19 protein-coding genes are annotated in these 17045 nt (G+C 64.8%); all 19 read right to left on the bottom strand.

Going from position 1 to position 17045, the window contains the following annotated elements; genetic code table 11:
- Positions 1–110 precede the first annotated feature (110 nt).
- The 19 genes from ACVMIM_RS30490 to flgB all read right to left on the bottom strand — a co-directional run bounded on the left by ACVMIM_RS30490 (position 111) and on the right by flgB (position 16960).
- Positions 111–779 carry a response regulator transcription factor gene (locus ACVMIM_RS30490; protein WP_040997130.1) on the bottom strand — a complete coding sequence of 223 codons (669 nt, stop codon included), beginning with the start codon at positions 777–779 and terminating at the stop codon, positions 111–113.
- A 220-nt stretch (positions 780–999) separates the two neighbouring features.
- A complete protein-coding gene (locus tag ACVMIM_RS30485; protein ID WP_476116526.1) occupies positions 1000–1590 on the bottom strand; it encodes a transglycosylase SLT domain-containing protein in 591 nt (196 codons plus the stop codon).
- Positions 1520–2878, bottom strand: coding sequence for a flagellar hook-length control protein FliK (fliK, locus tag ACVMIM_RS30480; protein ID WP_476116524.1), 1359 nt, complete (start codon positions 2876–2878; stop codon positions 1520–1522). The genes ACVMIM_RS30485 and fliK overlap by 71 nt, the downstream gene beginning before the upstream one ends.
- On the bottom strand, positions 2875–4290 hold the full coding sequence (locus ACVMIM_RS30475; protein WP_476116523.1) for a chemotaxis protein MotC: 1416 nt from the start codon (positions 4288–4290) through the stop codon (positions 2875–2877). Before ACVMIM_RS30475 ends, fliK begins: the two co-directional genes overlap by 4 nt.
- The gene (locus ACVMIM_RS30470) at positions 4287–5699 is read right to left on the bottom strand and encodes a MotB family protein (protein WP_476116521.1); all 1413 of its coding nucleotides are present in this window, start codon (positions 5697–5699) and stop codon (positions 4287–4289) included. Before ACVMIM_RS30470 ends, ACVMIM_RS30475 begins: the two co-directional genes overlap by 4 nt.
- Complete coding sequence (locus ACVMIM_RS30465) at positions 5696–6325, bottom strand: hypothetical protein (RefSeq protein WP_476116519.1); 630 nt, start codon at positions 6323–6325, stop codon at positions 5696–5698. The genes ACVMIM_RS30470 and ACVMIM_RS30465 overlap by 4 nt, the downstream gene beginning before the upstream one ends.
- A 3-nt stretch (positions 6326–6328) precedes the next feature.
- On the bottom strand, positions 6329–7987 hold the full coding sequence (gene fliF / locus ACVMIM_RS30460) for a flagellar basal-body MS-ring/collar protein FliF (protein WP_476116517.1): 1659 nt from the start codon (positions 7985–7987) through the stop codon (positions 6329–6331).
- Positions 7988–8164: 177 nt separating this feature from the next.
- Positions 8165–9235, bottom strand: a complete 1071-nt coding sequence (locus ACVMIM_RS30455) for a flagellin N-terminal helical domain-containing protein (protein WP_040997125.1) — start codon at positions 9233–9235, stop codon at positions 8165–8167.
- 264 nt (positions 9236–9499) lie between these two features.
- Positions 9500–10486: a flagellin N-terminal helical domain-containing protein gene (locus tag ACVMIM_RS30450; RefSeq protein WP_040997124.1), complete on the bottom strand. Its 987-nt coding sequence runs from the start codon at positions 10484–10486 to the stop codon at positions 9500–9502.
- A 225-nt stretch (positions 10487–10711) separates the two neighbouring features.
- Positions 10712–11443: a flagellar type III secretion system pore protein FliP gene (fliP, locus tag ACVMIM_RS30445; RefSeq protein WP_040997123.1), complete on the bottom strand. Its 732-nt coding sequence runs from the start codon at positions 11441–11443 to the stop codon at positions 10712–10714.
- Complete coding sequence (locus ACVMIM_RS30440; protein WP_476116515.1) at positions 11440–11934, bottom strand: flagellar basal body-associated FliL family protein; 495 nt, start codon at positions 11932–11934, stop codon at positions 11440–11442. The genes fliP and ACVMIM_RS30440 overlap by 4 nt, the downstream gene beginning before the upstream one ends.
- Before the next feature lie 18 nt (positions 11935–11952).
- A complete protein-coding gene (gene flgH, locus ACVMIM_RS30435) occupies positions 11953–12657 on the bottom strand; it encodes a flagellar basal body L-ring protein FlgH (protein WP_476116513.1) in 705 nt (234 codons plus the stop codon).
- The gene (locus ACVMIM_RS30430) at positions 12654–13259 is read right to left on the bottom strand and encodes a MotE family protein (protein WP_476116511.1); all 606 of its coding nucleotides are present in this window, start codon (positions 13257–13259) and stop codon (positions 12654–12656) included. Before ACVMIM_RS30430 ends, flgH begins: the two co-directional genes overlap by 4 nt.
- Positions 13260–13267: 8 nt before the next feature.
- Positions 13268–14356, bottom strand: coding sequence for a flagellar basal body P-ring protein FlgI (locus tag ACVMIM_RS30425; protein ID WP_278049519.1), 1089 nt, complete (start codon positions 14354–14356; stop codon positions 13268–13270).
- 149 nt (positions 14357–14505) lie between these two features.
- Entirely contained in the window at positions 14506–15027 is a 522-nt protein-coding gene (flgA, locus tag ACVMIM_RS30420; RefSeq protein WP_476116509.1) for a flagellar basal body P-ring formation chaperone FlgA, read from the bottom strand.
- A gap of 6 nt (positions 15028–15033) precedes the next feature.
- Positions 15034–15822: a flagellar basal-body rod protein FlgG gene (flgG, locus tag ACVMIM_RS30415; RefSeq protein ID WP_040997112.1), complete on the bottom strand. Its 789-nt coding sequence runs from the start codon at positions 15820–15822 to the stop codon at positions 15034–15036.
- 9 nt (positions 15823–15831) lie between these two features.
- The gene (fliE, locus tag ACVMIM_RS30410) at positions 15832–16161 is read right to left on the bottom strand and encodes a flagellar hook-basal body complex protein FliE (RefSeq protein ID WP_040997110.1); all 330 of its coding nucleotides are present in this window, start codon (positions 16159–16161) and stop codon (positions 15832–15834) included.
- A complete protein-coding gene (flgC, locus tag ACVMIM_RS30405) occupies positions 16161–16577 on the bottom strand; it encodes a flagellar basal body rod protein FlgC (RefSeq protein ID WP_040997108.1) in 417 nt (138 codons plus the stop codon). The genes fliE and flgC overlap by 1 nt, the downstream gene beginning before the upstream one ends.
- A gap of 2 nt (positions 16578–16579) precedes the next feature.
- Positions 16580–16960, bottom strand: a complete 381-nt coding sequence (gene flgB, locus ACVMIM_RS30400; RefSeq protein WP_040997106.1) for a flagellar basal body rod protein FlgB — start codon at positions 16958–16960, stop codon at positions 16580–16582.
- Positions 16961–17045: the final 85 nt, after the last annotated feature.

Below are 17045 nucleotides of genomic sequence, written 5' to 3'. Positions count from 1 at the left end.
GGCGTGATCGCGTTTCGTTGAATCGCCATCACGCCCAAACTCTTTGTTGGAGCATGATCTTTGTCCGAAAACCGGTTCCCACTTTTCAGGATCATGCTCTGGGGCGGCCATCAAAACACCAGCCGGTAGCCGAGGAACCTCTTGGAATCGATCGGGTCGTGGCCGAGCTTTTCACGCAGCTTCTTGCGCAGCTTCGAGATGTGGCTCTCCACCACGTTCTCCTCGACCTCTTCGTCGAAGATGCCGTAGATGGCGTTGAAGACCTGCGTCTTGGTCACGCGCCGGCCGCGGTTGCTGGCCAGATATTCCAGGATGCGCCGCTCGCGCCGCGGCAGCGGCAGCGGCTCGCCGTCGATCTCCGGATCGCGGCCGTCCATGAAGATGCGCATCGAGCCGACTTCAGTGTAGGCGGCTTCTTCGGAGCCGCGGCGGCGGATGGCGGTGATGCGGGCGAGAATCTCGCGGATGTGGACAGGCTTGCGGACGACATCGTCGACGCCGCTTTCGAACAGCCGCAGCGTATGTTCGAGCGAGTGCTGTTCGCTGAGCGCGATCACTGGTGCGCCGGTGCGGTCGCGGATCTGGCGCGGCGATATCGCGCCCTCGCGGCAGTCGCCAATGAGAAAGGCCCTGACGGACCTGAGATCGGTGTCGGCGGCGGAACTCACCCATTCGCCGAATTCGCCTGGCGCGAAGCCGGCCGTGGCCACTCCCTCGCGATCGAAAAGTGAAGAGTAGCCCTCTGTCACGAGCTCTCGCTCGTCAACGATCACGATCATCGGCCCGCCCTCCGAATCAAATTCACTTGCCCCGTGCGGAAAGGGGTACCCGGCTCGGCGAATCCTGAAAAACCATCATTTCTTGTAGCTATTTTCTTGGGAGTTTTTTGGAGGTCGTAATAAAGGCGGCCGTGCAGGTGTATTCGCCCCGGACTGCCAGCTGGCGATATTGGCCCCGGAGCGTATGCCGGCGGCGTCGAGCGCGTTTGAACATAAGCAACTATTGATTGCAGAAGGCGCTGGCGTTCGGCGTCCATTTGCCAAAGCCGGTGGCGATCATGTTGGCGATGACGCGGCAGACATAGACCTTCTGCGCCGGGTCGTTGTCGGGGCCGGCATGATAGCGGGCGACGGCCATCGACCAGGTCATGTGCCTGGCATGCAGGCTCGCCAGGAAGCGGGCCGCGTAGTCGACATTCTGGTGCGGGTCGAGCATGTCCTCGACGCTGCGGAACTGGGCGCCGTGATAGCGATGGTTGATCTGCATGCAGCCGAGATCTATCAGTGTCTTGCCCTCGCGACGGGCATTCTCGAACGTGGCAAGCGCCTCGCTGCGGCTGCGCGGAAACACAGCTTTTCCTTCTATATTCATGGCGTTAGGCTGAAGGCTGCCCTTCTTCCCGGTCTCGGTCAGGCCGACCGCGTAAAGGATGCCGGCCGGCACGCCGTAGCGGTCGGCGGCGCGCAGGATCTCCGGCTCGCAAGGATTGGCGGCGGCGCTGGCCGCGCCGACGGCGAAACTAGATATACATATCGTCGCCAGCGCGCTCGCGATGAGGCGAAGCGGCACGAGCGAATTCCTGTGCGCCATTGCCTTCGTTCCTTCCCGGTTGCCGGTCGCCGCCCGCGCCGTTGCCGCCCGAGTTCCCGGGCTGGAACGAAGGCTGGTCGCGGCCTGCCGACATCGGCATGGCGCTCGTCGCGTCGGTGCGGCTGGCTGCATGGGCTGCTATCGAAGGTTGCAGGATCGTAACCTTGTCGACGTCGAAGCCGAGGCTGCGCATGGATTTGACGATGGCATCGCTGTCGGCGGTGAGACGGCGGTACGCCTCGTGTGTCTGGGGCTTCATCTCAATCGAAAGTTGCTCGCCCGAGAGCCGCAGGCTGGCGGTGACCGATCCGAGCTCCGAAGGGTGGAGTTCGATCTTCAGCACGTGTGTCGGAACGGCAACAGAATTGGCCGTCCGCGAGCCTGCCGAGGCGCTTGCGAAGGCCTGCTGAGCGCCCTTGTCGGAGGCAAGGGCCTCAACCAGTGCCGATCCCGTCTGGCTGATCGGGTTTTGCGGCGGCGCCGGGAAGCTCTGCTGGCTGATGACTTCCGAGCGTGCGGCGGAAGGCTTGCCCGGCGTCTGCTGTGTGGCCGACTGCGATTGCAGCGAGGCCTTGGAGACGGAAGCCGGCCGCCAGCCTTGCAGCGGTACCGTGCCGTCGGCCTGCGGTTCGTTCCCTTGCGTCGATAGGATTTTGGCATCGCCATGGCCCGGCATGTCGAGAGCCACGTCCGCCTTCACCGGGTTCTGCCCGAAGTCAGGCCCGTGACCTTCAGCCCCCGAACGGCCGGATAGCGACTGCGGCCCGCCGGAACCGTCGACCGCCGCTCGCTTGCCCGGGCGCAGCGGCAATTCAAGCGATCCGTGCTCGCCGGCGCCATCTTCACCGCGGGAGGAATCCTTGCCGCCGGCACCCGACTGTGCGAAATGCTTCATGTCGCTCAGCGCCATCAGCAATGGCAGGCGATCCTGCAGCGGTCCGGAATCGTCGGCTTGCGCCGTGGGACCTTTGTCCGCCGTCGACTTCGCCTCATCGGTCCGGGCGGTGGTCTTCGCGGATTTTCCCGCCGTTGCTTTCTGCGAGCCGGTTTTATCCCGCGGGTCGTGGTCCGGCTCCTGATCGTGCTTGTTGACCGATAAACGCCTTGCCGGATGCGTGTCCGGCAATACCGGCCCGGTCGCAGGCTTGTCCCGCAGCCGATCGGGCTTTTCCGTTCCTTGAACCATTTCGCCGAAATTCTGGTCGTTGTCCTTACCGCCCGCGGCTTGCTGCCGGGGCTGGGACTGGGTCGAAGCAAGGCCCGGCAAGGTCTGGCTGACGCTGGTCATTTGGGAGCTGCTCCGAGCAGTTGGTCGATCTGGTCGAGTTGACGGCGCGTGCTGGTCACCGCCGCATCGATCGGGTCTTGCGCATCAGCCGTTCTCGCCGGCGCGGATGCCTGCACCACCGGCGCGGCGTCAGCCTTTGCCGGAGCGGACGCCGGCGTTTCGGCCGATGCTTGCGCCGGCTGCGGGGCGGGGGACGGCGAAGCCGCGGGCGCCTCCGCGACCGGGTCGCTTGCCGCGACCGGGTCGGGCATCGCTCCTTCCACCGGAGGCAAGTCCGCATTGGCCGGATCGGCAGAGGCCTCAGCCGCGGATTTCGCCTTGTCATCTTTTGCAGGCGTTTTCGGTACGGCTTCAGCATTGGCGGTCGCTTTCACCGGCGCCGTCACTTCGCCTGCGACAGCCTGTGCGGCGTCGAGCAGGTCGCGGTCGCCCTGCGAAAGCTTTCGGCGATCGATTTTGCCGAGCTTGGCAAGCACCTCATCGACATTGGCCGACGTCATGGTCGAGAGGCTCGAATAGAGCTGGGTACGCGGGTCGTCCTGGTTGCCGTTGCCGTCGCGGCCCAGCTCCGCCTTGGCCGAGGCGAAAGCCGAGAGCTCCGTCATGCCGTCGATCGCGGCGTAGCGCGCGATGCGCAGGTAGATCACCTTCTCGCGCTCGGGATCCATCATCGAGGTGATGTCGGCGATCTTGTCCTGGCTGATCGCCATGTGCAGCGTGATGACGCCGGACACAAAGGCATCGGCGAACTGGCTGGCGTAGGGCGAATAGAGGTAGGACGCGACATACTGGGTCGAAGCCAGCACGAAACGGGCGGCGTCGCCCTGCGCGGCCGCGATGCCGACGGAGCGGCGGAGTGCAGCCTCCTCGACCAGGGTGCCGGGGCTGAGCAGGCGCGCTTCGTCGAGCAGGGTGAGCGCCTGGACAGGATCATCGCTTGCAAGCAGCGAGCCCTTGACCAGCGCCAGGAAGGCGCCGATGTCGGCGGGCACGCTCATCGGATCGATCGGCTTCAGCGTTTCGATGGCCTCGGCGGGCCGGCCGTTCAGATAGGCGACCACGCCCTTGGCGATGGCCAGGCTTTGCGGGTCGGTCATCGCGCGCGAAGTCGCCGCCGCGACCGTCACCGGATTGCCGCCGCTCATGCCATAGACCAGCAAGGCGCGAAAGTTCTTCGGTTCCTTAAAGTCCTCGGCATTGGCATCCCGCATCCGGGCGTCGATCATTTCGAGCAGCTTCGCCTGCATCGGCAGCGCGGCATGATCGCCGCCGGCAATTCGGTCCTGGATCAGCTGCAGCGAACGCACCAGCTGATAGGGCTGCAGCGCCTCCTGCGCGGAGGCGACCGAGGGCGACCCTGCCGCGAGCAATAGCAGCGCTATCGTACCGCCGATGACGCTCCTGCCCTTCATCCGCCGGCCGTCATCAGGATTTCGATGCGCCGGTTCGCGGCCGCCATCGGGTCGGAAGCGATCTTGGGCTGCCGGTCGGCGAAGCCGGCAACCTCGGTGATGCGGCTTTCGTCGACGCCGCCGCGCACCAGCATGTAGTAGGCCGAATGGGCGCGCGCGGTGGATAGCCGCCAGTTGTCGTAAGTGTCGCTGCGGAACGGCCGCGCGTCGGTGTGGCCGCTAATGGTAATGGTGCCCTTCTTCTGGTTGATGATGTGGCCGATCTTTTCCATCGCCAGCACCAGCTCGCGGCGCGGCATGGCCGAGCCGATCTCGAACATGCCGAAGTCGAGCTGGTCGGTGATCGAAATCACGATACCCTTGTCGGTGGCCTCGACCGAGACGCCGTCGGCGAGCTTCTCGCCGGGCAGGAATGCCTTGGCGAGTTCCTTCTTGATGTCCGCCGCCTCCTGGAGGGCGGCTTTGCTCGGCATCTTGTCGCCCTTGTCGGCGGTCTGCTCTTCTTCGATCTTTTCCGCCTTCGCCGCCTCGGCCTTAACGACGTCGGCCGCGGTCTCGCGCTTGTCGGTTTCGGCTTTCCCGCCCTTGTCGGTCTTGTTGCCTTCACTCGATGGCTTCTCGGACTCGCCCTGCGCGGCTTTTTGCCCACTCTTGGCGTAGGCCTTTTCCGCGGCTGCCAGCGGTTCGAGCGGCGCGGCCGTCAGCAGAGGCGCCGCCGGAACGGCCTTTACCTTCGGCGCCGCGGCGGTGGCGATTTTCTCGCCGGGCTTGGCCGGATCACCGTCGATCTTGGCGCGCTCGGCGGTTGCCTCGGCATCGGGCGCCGCCACCTGCTGCGACCAGAAATCCGGCGCGAACGGATCGCGGTAGGATTCGCCGCCGGAGGCGCCGGTCGCCGGACCGGCCGTCTGGGCGCCGCCTTCGCCCTTGGCGCTGACGTTCTGCATCACTCCCGTATCGGCGGCGATCTCCGCCAGCACAGCATAGGGATCGGCAAACAGCTTCTCATCGGAGAGCTGGGCATCCTGCGCCCCGTCCTTCGTCTGGCGGCGTTCGGAGGAGCCGGCGCCGCCTTTGCCGTCATCGCCGGCCTTGGTCGCGCCCTGCTGCGGGTTGTCCGCGGTCAGCCCGACCTTGCTCGGGCCGTCGCCCAGGTCTTCCAGGCCCTTGCGGCTGGAGTTGCGGTCGATCAGCTCGACCGGATTGAAATAGCTGGCGACGGCTGCCTTGGTCTGCTCATTGGCGGCGTTGATCAGCCACATGACGAGGAAGAAGCACATCATCGCCGTCATGAAGTCGGCGAAGGCGATCTTCCACACGCCACCGTGGTGACCGTCGTCATGACCGTCGTGATTGCGCTTGACGATGATGATCTCGTGGCGAGGGTTGGCATGGTCGACGGCGCTCATGACAGGACCTCCGACAAGCACGCCGACCACTCGGCGATACGCGTCTCGAACACCGTTTCGTTGATGGTGACGGTCAGGTCGAAGCCCGGCGCCTCGGTGAAGTCGAGATTGGCGGCGCGGGACCCGAGCGCCACCTTCAGCGGCTCGAACAGCGAGAGCGGCCCCCGGACACCGATACGCACGGCCTCGCTGTCGGCGACCGCGGCGCTGATGGCTTGCGAAAGGGCCTGCAGGGAACGTTGCTGCAGGTCGTCACTGAGAAAGCCGCCGACGATGCGGGCAACGGTCGCGCCGGCAAGCTCGGCAACACGCTGCTCCATGGCTTCGATGCGCGTGGCGACGGCCGCGCCGAGATCGCCGCCGAAGCTTTCAAGGAAAGCTTTCGCCGCTTCGTCATTGGCCTGGCGCTCGGCATCGAGCGCCGCTTGGTGGGAAAGCGCAAGGCGTGCCTCGAGCGCCGCCTCTGCGTCGGCCACCGCTTCGGCGATCAGCGCGCCGATATCGGCCTGCGGCGCCGGCGCGGCCGGCATATGCTGGACGTCGCCGCGATCCTTCGGCGGCTGGCCGGCATGCGGAGTCCGCGATCCGAAATCGGGCAGGAGATCGAAAAGGGCTGCGGAAGCCATGGCCTAACCCACGGCTTCCGGGGCGGCCGCCCATTTGCGCAGGATCTGCGCGGTGCGTTCCTCGTTGAGGTCGACCATGCGGGCAAGCCGCTCCTGCGGCGCCGGCCGGATTTTCTGGCGCAGGTCGTCGAGCGGGGTTGCGCCGGCGCGTGCGCCGGGGAGCGCGCCGGCCGGAGTTTCGGCGGCGATCGCGGCGATTGGCGCGTCGGGCGTCGGCAAGGAACGCTGCACATCGTCGAAGCTCGGGCCGGCAATGGCCGCGGGCTTCGACGACGCCGTCAGCGCGGCAGCCATCGGCTTCAGGCCGAAGAAGGCAACCAGGAAAACGACGACGATGAAGGCGCCGGCATTGATCAGCGTGCCGGTATAGGTGCCGATCGCGGCGAGGATACCCGGCTGGTCGATCGGCTCGCCGTCGAGGCCGTTGATGAACTCGACCGCAGACACGTCGATGATGTCGCCGCGCTTGTCGTCGAAGCCGGTCGCCGAGGCGACCATCTTCTGGATGTCGGCGACGCGCTTGGCAATCTGCTCCGGGGTAGCGTCCTTGCCGAGGATGGTCTTCAGGCGATCCTGGTTGACGACGACCGCGATCGACATCTTGTTGACCGTGTAACCGTTCGAAACGGTCGCGATCTTCTTCGAGTTGATCTCGTAGTTAGTAATCTCTTCCTTGCGATCGTTCTGCGAGGAGGATTGCGGTCCCTCCGTGGTCGTCGTCTGCGTCTCGGGCAGGTTCTGCTCGACGCTGGTCGGGGTCGACGCCTGCTTCTGGTTGCTCGCCTCGTTGGTCTTCACCGATTGCACCGAACGCTCGACGCGCGAGTTCGGATCGAAGATCGTCTCCTCGGTTTGGCGACTGTCGGTGTTGACGTCCGCCTTGACGCTGGCGCGGAAATTGTCCGGGCCGAGATAAGGGGTGAGCGCGCGGCGGATGTTGTCGCCGATCTGGGCCTCGACCGTCTGCTCGATGCCGAGCGTGCGCGCGGCGCTCGTGTTGGACGGGTCGTCGCCGGCGGCCAAAAGGTTGCCGTTGGAATCGAGCACCGTGACCTTGTCGGCCGAGAGGCCCGGAACGGCCGCGGCGACGAGGTGGCGGATCGACATGGCGCTTTTCTCGGCATCGTTGCCGGCATAGCGGATGACCACAGAGGCGGAGGGCTGCTGCTCGTCGCGGCGGAAATTGGCGCGCTCAGACATGACGATGTGGACACGCGCCGCCTTGACGCCGGAAATCGACCGGATGGTGCGCGCGATCTCGCCCTCCAGCGCGCGGACGCGGGTGATCTGCTGCATGAAGGAGGTGAGGCCGAGCGAGCCGACATTGTCGAACAGCTCGTAGCCGGCATTGGCGCTGGTCGGCAGGCCTTTCTCGGCAAGCAGCATGCGCGCCTGCGCGGTGGTGCCGGCCGGCACCAGCACCGAGGTTCCGTCGGAGCCGACATCGAAGCTGATGCCGGCATCGGCCAGCACCAGGCCGATCTGGTTGACGTCGGAACGCTCGAGACCGACATAGAGCGTCTCATAGGCCGGACGGTTGAGGTAGACGGACCCGATGCCGATGACGGCCATGACCAGAGCCGCGATGCCGCCCATGAGCGCCAGACGCCTCACGCCGAAGCTCTTCAAATTCGCGATGATGCTCTGGATCTGTTCCGGCACGATTCAACCGCTCCCAGCATGACTGTCCGCCGGAAGACTAGACCGCGAAGCTTGTGCGAGGATGATAGGCGCGCGGCCGAGGGGCCTGCTAAGTGTTGAACGGTTATTTTCTTCCCGCCATCGCAAAAGGCCGCGCTTCAGGCGCGGCCTTTCATCGGTCGATAGTGCTCAAGCGGCTTAGCCGTTCTTGAACAGCTGCAGGATCGACTGCGAGGAGCTGTTGGCGATCGACAGGGACTGAATGCCGAGTTGCTGCTGGACCTGGAGCGCCTGCAGGCGCGTCGATTCCTTGTTCATGTCGGCATCGACGAGCTGGCCGACGCCGCGGTCGATTGAGTCCATCAGGCTCTGGGTGAAGGTCTTCTGCAGGTCGATCGAACTCTTGGCGGCGCCGAGCACGGTGGCGGCGTCGGTAAGCTGACTCATGACGTTGTCGATCTTGGTGACCATCTGCGTGATGATATCGTCGGTCACGCCCGCCGCCGTGATGTCGAGATTGAAGGCGGAGACGTTGTCGATCTTGACGGGCGTGCCCGTCACCGCGCCCTGGCCTGCGGTGTTGGCGGCGATGTCGGTGTTGCCGGCGGCGATCGAGGCCGCATAAGCGGCATCGTATGCCGCCTGGTCCGCAGCGGTGGAATAGATCGACGTCTTGCGGTCGAGGATGCCCTGGTTCTTGACGGCCGTGGAGAGGCCGGAATCGAACAGCTTGGTGCTTTCGACATTGATGTCGATGGTGCCGAGCGAGATGGCGCCGGACGAGGAGCGATTGAAGGAAGAGACGATCTGGGCGTCGGGCTGGACGCCGTCATTGGCGGTCGCGACCTGCTTGGACGTCACCGAAAGATAATTCGAGCCGGAGAAGGTGGCGGCGTCGGCGAAGGATTTCATCTGCGCCTGAAGCGCGGTGATTTCGGTCTGCGTCTTGGCCTTGTTGGCATCCGACTGGCCGACGGCCGACAGAAGCTTGGTCTTGATCTGGCCGATCGTCGAAAGGACGTTGTTCATGCCGGTATAGGCGGTGTCGACCTTCGAGGCGCCGAGGCCGAGCGCGTCCTGCACCGTCGACAGCGCCGAGTTGTCGGAGCGCATGGTGGTGGCGATCGACCAGTAGGCGGCGTTGTCCGAGGCCTCGGAGACCCGGTAGCCGGTCGAGATCCGGGCCTGCGTCTGCTCGAGCGATTTGTTGGTGGCGTTGAGGCTTTGAAGTGCAGTCAACGCCGCAGCGTTTGTCATGATGCTCGCCAAGAAACTCGCTCCTTCTCAAAAGCCGGCATGCCACACAGGCCGGGTCTCGACCTGCCCATCGGTTGCGATCGCGCCGGTCGGGGCCGAGTCGGCAACCTGTCGTAAGTCATTGGTTAACCATACCTAGCGCGATATGGTTAATGGCCTGTTAAAAGTGGGCTTTCGAGAAGTTAAGAAACGAAGATTGCGCGGGCCTTGAGCAAACGCAAATCGGGCCGCGCTTTTGGCGCGGCCCGATGCTTTGGCCTGGTCAGTATAGAGCGATCAGCCGCGGAAGAGCGACAGGATCGACTGCGACGAGCCGTTGGCGATCGACAGCGCCTGGACGCCGAGCTGCTGCTGCACCTGCAGTGCCTGGAGGCGGGTCGATTCCTTGTTCATGTCGGCATCGACGAGCTGGCCGACGCCGCGATCGATGGAGTCCATCAGGCTCGAGGTGAAGGTCTTCTGCAGGTCGATCGAGCTCTTGGCGGCGCCGAGCTTGGTGGCGGCGTTCGTCATGTCCTTCAGCGCGGCATCGACGACGTTCATCATCTGCTGGATCTGAGCGTCGCTGGCAGCGGTGCCGCCCGAGAAGATAGCCATGCTGGCAACCGAGTAGGTATCGCCGGCTGCCGGAGCTGCACCCAGGGTCGGGTTCTGAGCCGTGGCGGTCGTGGCGCCGGTGGTGCCGAGGCGAGCCGCATCGAGGATGCCCTTCGAGGTCGGGGCGGCGCCCGAATCATAGAGCTTGATGCTTTCCACGTTGACGTCGATCGTCGAGATCGAAACCGCGCCGGTGGCGCTGCGGTTGAAGGCCGAAACGATCTTGACGTCCGCCGCCGTGCCCGAAGCCGTCGACACCGACAGCATGTTGGTGCCGGAGAAGGTGGCGCCGTCGGCATAGGCCTTCAGCTGATCCTGAAGGGCCTTGATTTCGACCTGGGTCTTTTCCTTGGAAGCATCCGTCTGGCCGTAGGAAGCGGTCAGCTTCTGCTGGATCTGGTTGATCGTCGTGATCGCGCTATCCATGCCGGTATAGGCGGTGTCAACCTTCGAGGCGCCGAGGCCGAGGGCGTCCGAAACGGTGGACATGGCCTGGTTGTCGGAACGCATCGTGGTGGCGATCGACCAATAGGCGGCGTTGTCCGAAGCCTGCGAGACGCGGTAACCGGTGGAGATGCGGGTCTGGGTGGTCTGGAGCTGGTTCTGGGTGTTGTTGAGGCTCTGCAGCGCGGTCAACGCAGCGCTGTTGGTCATGATACTGGCCATGGCTACTCGTACCTATTTTTACACGGATTTTTTTTTACATACCGGCTTGTCCGGTATGACGGTGCGGCATCATGCCAATGACCGCTCAGCTGGGTCACCCGCCATCTGCGAGCGACTATGGCGGCAAGTCCCTACCAAAGAGCTAAATCGGACGGTTAATCGAAAATATTCTGCTTAAAATTCGAACGGAACGGGGACGGCGTTTCGACACCTGTCCCGGGCGCGTCAGGTGAAGGATCGCACCAGGCTGCCGACCAAAAGGTTCCAGCCGTCGATCAAAACGAAGAACAGGATCTTGAACGGCAGCGATACCACGGTCGGCGGCAGCATCATCATGCCCATGGCCATGGTGACGGTGGCGACGATGAGGTCGATGACGAGGAAGGGCAGCACGATGAGAAAGCCGATCTCGAAGCCGCGCCGGATCTCGGAGATCATGAAAGCCGGTACCAGGATCCGCAGGTCGACGGTCTCGCGCGACACGGTCTGGCCGCGCTCACGGGCCAGGTCGGCGAAGAGATCGAAATCCTTGTCGCGGACATTGTGCAGCATGAAGTCGCGGAACGGGCCGGAGATCTTCTCGAACGCCTCGGCCTGCGTAATCTGGTTGTCCATCAGGGGTTTCACGCCGGTGTTCCACGCCTGGTCGAAGGTCGGCGCCATGACGTAGAAGGTCATGAACAGCGACAGCGAGATCAGGATCAGGTTTGCCGGAGTCGATTGCAAGCCGATGCCGGCGCGCAGGATCGAGAAGGCGATGACGAAGCGGGTGAAGCTCGTCACCATGATCAAGAGGCCCGGCGCCACTGAAAGCACGGTGAGCAGGCCGAACATCTGGATCAGGTAACCGACGGTCGTGCCGTCGGCCTTGCCGATGCCGCCGAGATCGAGCTGCTGGGCCGCGGCGACGGACGTGGTAACGACGATGAGCGCCGTGGCTATGAGGAATTTTCTCATTCGAGCAGCATCGTCCTGACGAGAACCTGTTTGACGTGGCCACCGCTGCGCAGCGCCGCGCGCTCATCGAGATCGGCCTTGAGATGCTGGTAGCCGCTGGCGCCTTCGATCTGGTGCAGCTTCAGCGTTCGCACGAATGCGAGCAGATCCTGATGAATCTGCTCGGTCATTTCCGGCGGCTGCGGAGCATCGTATAACACCGATGCCTCCAACCGGATCCAGACTTCCGACGGCGAGGCGAGATTGGTGGTGATCGGCGCCAGCTGCACCAGCGCCGGCCCGGTGGCCGCCTTGCCGCTCTCGGACCGTTTTTCCGCGGTGCCGGCGTTTTCCGGCGCCGCCGGCACCGGCGCCGGCGTTTCGCCTTGCTTGAGATAGCCGCCGGCAAGCCAGCCCATGCCGACGGCCGCGCCCGTCACGACCAAGAGCATGGCGAGCTGGATCACCAGGGAAGGTCCCTTCTTGGGCTGGACCTGCTCGACATTGGCCACGGCAGCGCTCTCCCGGCCCTAGAAAGGAAGAACCTGGTCGAGGACCTGCTGGCCATAGGCCGGCTGCTGGACCTCGCTCACACGGCCTCGGCCGCCATAGGAGATGCGCGCCTCGGCGATGCGCTCATAAGGGATGGTGTTCTCCGCGCCGATGTCGGACGGACGAACCATGCCGGCGATGGTCAGCACACGAAGCTCATAGTTGACACGGACCTCCTGCGAGCCCCTGATCATCAGATTGCCGTTGGGCAGCACCTCGGTGACGACGGCGGCGACGTTGAGGGCGATGTCCTCCGAGCGCTTGATCTCGCCGTCGGCGTTCGTCTCGGTGCTGGAGCTCAAGCCGGCGTCGCCCTTGCCGCTGGTGCTCTTGCCGTCCCATCCGAGCGTGACGTCGTAGCCGAGCTTGCGCGCGGCGGTGCGGCTGCGGTCGTTCTGGTTCTTGAAATTGGCCCTGTCGTTGAGCCTGATATTGACGGTCAGGATGTCGCCGGGGCGCAGTGCACGCGGATCGGTAAATAGCCGGCTCTGGCGATCGTCCCACAGCGAGAACTTCTTCGGCCGCGAGGCAGGCGGCTCGGGATAGCTGTAGGGACCGGAACCGCCTTCATCGATGCCGGAACCGACCGGCGACAAAGCGGGCTCCCTGCCGACCTCCCTGAGGTCGGTGCCGCAGCCAGCCAGGGTAGCGAGGGCGATCAGGGCGAGCAATTTCGATTTCATGACGGATCAACCCTTCGCGCCGCGCTGGCCATGATGCCGGTGAGCGTCGCCGCCGCCTTCTGGTCCATTTCGTTCAGGATGACGCCGGCCTTGCGCGAATCGAGCTTCATCAGGATGGCCGCCGCGAGTTCGGCATTCACCATCGCCAATCGTTCGGCGGCGGCGTCGGGCTTCATGCCGGCATAGATCTTGACGACGCCGTCCTCGGCGCGCGCCAGGAACACTTCGCGGCGCTTCAGCCATTCCTCGTACTCGGCCCGCTTTGCCTCCAGCGCTTTCATGCGCTCGTCGATGCCGGCTTGCAGTTGCTTCAATTCCTCGGCCTGAAGAGCGTAGCGACGATCGCGCGCGGCGTCCGCAATGTTGGAGCAGAAGCGCTGGATCTCGCTTTCGTCCGGCGCCTTGCCGCCTGCGAGCGCAGCCGGCTGGACCGGCTCCTTTTCGCGCGTAAGTTCGGCCGGCTGGACCGGGGCCTGCCCGCCGGGCAGGACCTGCCGAACGTCCTCGGCGCGAACGGAAGCGCCGCCGAGAAGCGCGGCCGCTGCCGTGGCGGCGATCATTACGAGGGGGCGGCGTGTTTTCGAGGAAAGAAGCGCGATCATCGGCGTGCCTATTGGAGAACCAGATCGGCCTGCAAGGCGCCGGCCGATTTGATGCCTTGCAGGATGGCGATGATGCCGTCGGGCTTCACACCCAGACGATTGAGGCCGGAGACAAGCGTTTCGAGATCGGGACCGTCGAGCACGGCGACGCGCGCGTCGGGCCGGCTCGCTTCGATGGCGGTGAAAGGCTCGACCGCCGTCCGGCCCCTGGAGAAAGGTTCCGGCTGGACCACTTTCGGCGCTTCGGTAATGCGCACTGTGAGCGTGCCGTGGCTGATTGCCACGCGCGAGATCCGGACATTGTTGCCGATGACGATCGTGCCGGTGCGCTCGTCGATGACGACGCGGGCAGGGGCGTCCGATTCGACGACGAGATTCTCGATCTCGGCATAGAAACGCGCGGCCGACACATTCTTCGGCCGCCTGATCTGCACGGTTCGGGCATCGCGTTCGGCGGCGACGCGCATGCCGAAACGCTGCGAGGTATAGTCATTGACGGCGTCGGCGATGCGAATGGCGGTCGAGAAATCCGGGTTGCGCAACTGCAGCGTCAACACGCCCTGGTCGTCGAACTCGGCCGGTACGGCGCGCTCGACGATGGCGCCGTTGGGCACGCGGCCGGCGGTCGGCACGCCTTGCGTCAACTGCTCGGCCTGGCCCTGGGCGGCGAAGCCGCCGACGATCACCGAGCCCTGCCCGACGGCATAGATCTCGCCATCGGCTGCCTTCAGCGGCGTCATCACCAGCGTGCCGCCGGCGAGCGAGGTGGCGTCGCCCATCGAGGAGACGTCGATGTCGATGCGGGCGCCCGACTGGACGAAGGGCGGCATGTTGGCGGTGACGATTACTGCGGCCACGTTCTTGGCGCGCGCGCTGCCGCCCTCGGTGGCGATGCCGAGATTCTCCAGCATCGCTCGGATCGACTGTTCCGTGAAGGGCGAGTTGCGCAGGCTGTCGCCGGTTCCGGCGAGGCCGATGACCAGGCCATAGCCGACGAGCTGGTTGTCGCGCGCGCTCTGCAACTGCGCGATATCCTTGATGCGCGCGGCGACCTGGCCGGGCGGCAGCGTGCTTGGGCCGGTCGAGACGCGGAACATGCGCTGGGTCGTGGCCGGATCATATTCCGGATCGTCGTAGACGCCGCCGTTCTTCTGCGCGAGCTCGCGCTTGGCCTTGGGCGTCAGCCCATCCGCCAATGCCGGCTGAAGGCCGATGGCGGCGCTCAGCAGAAGGACAAAGGCGCGCATCACGAAGCGCCGACCTTGATGGTGCCGTCGGCCATCACCGTGCCCGAGATGATCTTGCCGCTGTCGATGTTGCGAATCTTGATCTGGTCGCCGGCAGCACCAGGCTGCAGCGTGACGCCGGCCGCTGAAATGGTCAGCGCGCCGGCGGTGAAATAGACCTGCACCGAAGCGCCCTGCTCGACCAGCCAGGCGTCGCGGATGGCGGTGACCGGGATGTAGCGGCCGGGTAGAAGCGTGCGCTTGGCGACCTTGCCCTGAAGCTCCTCGGAGCGCGTCGCCATGCCGTCGGGCTTGTGCTTGCCGGGGATGAGCGTTACCTGCTTGAGCGAGGCAAATTCGATGGTCTCGCCGGGATAGATGACCCGGTTCGGGATCAGCACGGCCTCGCCGGCGGGCTGGCCGGCTGCGATCTGGTTTGCCGGTTGACCGGCCGTATCCTGCGCGAAAGCCGGCATGCCGGCGGCCACCAGGACGGTGGCCAGCGCGGCGCGACGAAGTGCGGAGGAGATCGGCGCGGCCATCGTCCGTTACCTGATGTTCTTGGAGACCACCGAGGCCATGTCGTCGGCGGCCTGGATGACTTTGGAGTTCATTTCGTAGGCACGCTGCGCCGAGATCAGCTCGGTGATTTCCTTGACCGGATCGACGTTGGAGGATTCGAGGTAACCCTGCTGGATCGTGGCGAAGCCGGGGTCGCCAGGCACGCCGACATTGGCCGGGCCTGAGGCAGCCGTCTCCTGGAAGAGGTTGTCGCCGAGCGGGGCCAGGCCCGCCTCGTTGGCGAAATTGGCGATCTGAAGCTGGCCGAGCAACTGCAAGTTCGTCTGACCATCCAGGCGAGCAAAGACCTGGCCGGTCTTGTTGACGATGACTTCGACCGCGTCGGTCGGCACGGTGATGGCCGGAATGACCTCGGCGCCGTCGACGGTCACCAGCTGCCCGGTGGCGTTGGTGTTGAAGGCGCCGGCGCGCGAGTAAAGCGTGCCGCCGTCGGCTCCCTGGATCTGGAACCAGCCCCTGCCGGTCAAGGCCAGGTCGAAACTGTTGCCGGTGCTGGCCAGCTCGCCCTGCGTGTGAACGTTGCGCACCGCCGTCGTCTTGACGCCAAGACCGATCGAGACGCCTTCCGGCACCAGCGAGGTGTTGGAGCGGTTGGGCACGCCTTGCGTGCGGTCGACCTGGTAGAGCAGGTCGGAGAATTCGGCCCGCGCCCGCTTGTAGCCGGTGGTGTTGATGTTGGCGATGTTGTTGGCGATGACTTCCAGGTTGGTCTGCTGAGCGTTCATGCCGGTGGCAGCGATGGCAAGGGCTTTCATGACGCGGTCCTAGATACTCATGCGACTGATTTCGAGATAAGCCGAGACGACTTTGTCGCGGATCGCGATGGTGGTCTGCAGCGCCTGCTGGGCGCTCAGCACCGCATCGACCACCTGGCGCGTGTCTGCATCGCCCTTCAGCGCCTGGATCGACATCTGCTCGGCGTTCTGCAGCGTGTTGACCGTTTTCGTCGCGGCATGGCTGAGGACTTCGGCGAAGCTGCTGCCGACGCTTTCGCTTGCCTGCGTTCCGATGCCGCCCTGCAGCAGACCCGGTGAAGCCTGCTCCGCTCCATCGACTGCCGTCTTGAATTGTATTGCCCCGATACCGCCGATCATTACTGGTTCCTCATCAGGTCGATGGTCATGGAAATCAGATCGCGAGCCTGCTTGATGACCTGCAGGTTGGCTTCATAGGAGCGGTTCGCCTCGCTCATGTCGGCCATTTCGACCAACGTGTTGACGTTGGGCATCTTGACGTACCCTTTGTCGTCGGCGGCTTCGTTGCCGGGCTGGAATTCGATCGGGAAGTCCGAAGGATCGCGGGAGATCGCGCTGACTTCCACCAGCGAGCCGCCGGTCGCGCGGTCGACCTCGGACTGGAAGGTGATCGTCTTGCGGCGGTAGGGATCTGCGCCCGGCGTGCTGCCGGTCGATTGGGCGTTGGCGAGGTTTTCCGAGACCACGCGCAGGCGCTCCGACTGGGCGCCAAGGCCGGAGGCCGCGACTTTGAGGGCTGCGGTGAGGGCGTCCATGGTCAGCTCTTCACCACCATCGTCATCATCGAATGGAAGGCCTTGACGATCGCCGTGTTGAGCTCGAAGGAGCGGCGGACCTCGCCCGCCTTCATCAGCTCCTGTTCGAGAACCACGGTGTTCTTCGACGGCATGATCGCGCCCTCAGGATCCTCGGGCTTGACGTTGAAGCCGGCATTGGCCGTTTCGGCGCCGAGATGGCCGGCCTGCGTGGCGGCAAGCGTCACCGCGGTCCGGTCGAGAACCTTTTCGAAGGGCTCCACGTCGTTGGCGGTGTAGCCCGGCGTGTTGGCATTGGCGATGTTGGAGGCAATCGCCGACTGGCGCACGGCCAGCCATTGCGACTGCCGCGTGGCGAGATCGAAAAGATTTACGGGTTCCATGGAATCTCCCGGGCGAGTACGCACAAGACTAGGCGGCCAGTCTTGCGCGGACCTTGCGCGAGGCGGGCCGCATGGCCCGGCGCCA

This window comes from Mesorhizobium sp. USDA 4413, from assembly GCF_056280365.1.
This window is presented reverse-complemented; position numbering and strand designations above follow the sequence as displayed.

Excerpts from the sequence above, each read along its gene's own strand:
- fliP (WP_040997123.1), bottom strand. The coding sequence starts at position 11,443 with ATGAGAAAATTCCTCATAGCCACGGCGCTCATCGTCGTTACCACGTCC.
- fliK (WP_476116524.1), bottom strand. The coding sequence starts at position 2,878 with ATGACCAGCGTCAGCCAGACCTTGCCGGGCCTTGCTTCGACCCAGTCC.
- flgG (WP_040997112.1), bottom strand. The coding sequence starts at position 15,822 with ATGAAAGCCCTTGCCATCGCTGCCACCGGCATGAACGCTCAGCAGACC.
- flgA (WP_476116509.1), bottom strand. The coding sequence starts at position 15,027 with ATGGCCGCGCCGATCTCCTCCGCACTTCGTCGCGCCGCGCTGGCCACC.
- ACVMIM_RS30465 (WP_476116519.1), bottom strand. The coding sequence starts at position 6,325 with ATGGCTTCCGCAGCCCTTTTCGATCTCCTGCCCGATTTCGGATCGCGG.
- flgB (WP_040997106.1), bottom strand. The coding sequence starts at position 16,960 with ATGGAACCCGTAAATCTTTTCGATCTCGCCACGCGGCAGTCGCAATGG.
- fliE (WP_040997110.1), bottom strand. The coding sequence starts at position 16,161 with ATGATCGGCGGTATCGGGGCAATACAATTCAAGACGGCAGTCGATGGA.
- ACVMIM_RS30470 (WP_476116521.1), bottom strand. The coding sequence starts at position 5,699 with ATGAGCGCCGTCGACCATGCCAACCCTCGCCACGAGATCATCATCGTC.
- ACVMIM_RS30475 (WP_476116523.1), bottom strand. The coding sequence starts at position 4,290 with ATGAAGGGCAGGAGCGTCATCGGCGGTACGATAGCGCTGCTATTGCTC.
- ACVMIM_RS30485 (WP_476116526.1), bottom strand. The coding sequence starts at position 1,590 with ATGGCGCACAGGAATTCGCTCGTGCCGCTTCGCCTCATCGCGAGCGCG.
- flgH (WP_476116513.1), bottom strand. The coding sequence starts at position 12,657 with ATGAAATCGAAATTGCTCGCCCTGATCGCCCTCGCTACCCTGGCTGGC.
- flgC (WP_040997108.1), bottom strand. The coding sequence starts at position 16,577 with ATGGACGCCCTCACCGCAGCCCTCAAAGTCGCGGCCTCCGGCCTTGGC.
- ACVMIM_RS30490 (WP_040997130.1), bottom strand. The coding sequence starts at position 779 with ATGATCGTGATCGTTGACGAGCGAGAGCTCGTGACAGAGGGCTACTCT.
- ACVMIM_RS30430 (WP_476116511.1), bottom strand. The coding sequence starts at position 13,259 with ATGATCGCGCTTCTTTCCTCGAAAACACGCCGCCCCCTCGTAATGATC.
- ACVMIM_RS30425 (WP_278049519.1), bottom strand. The coding sequence starts at position 14,356 with ATGTTCCGCGTCTCGACCGGCCCAAGCACGCTGCCGCCCGGCCAGGTC.
- ACVMIM_RS30450 (WP_040997124.1), bottom strand. The coding sequence starts at position 10,486 with ATGGCCAGTATCATGACCAACAGCGCTGCGTTGACCGCGCTGCAGAGC.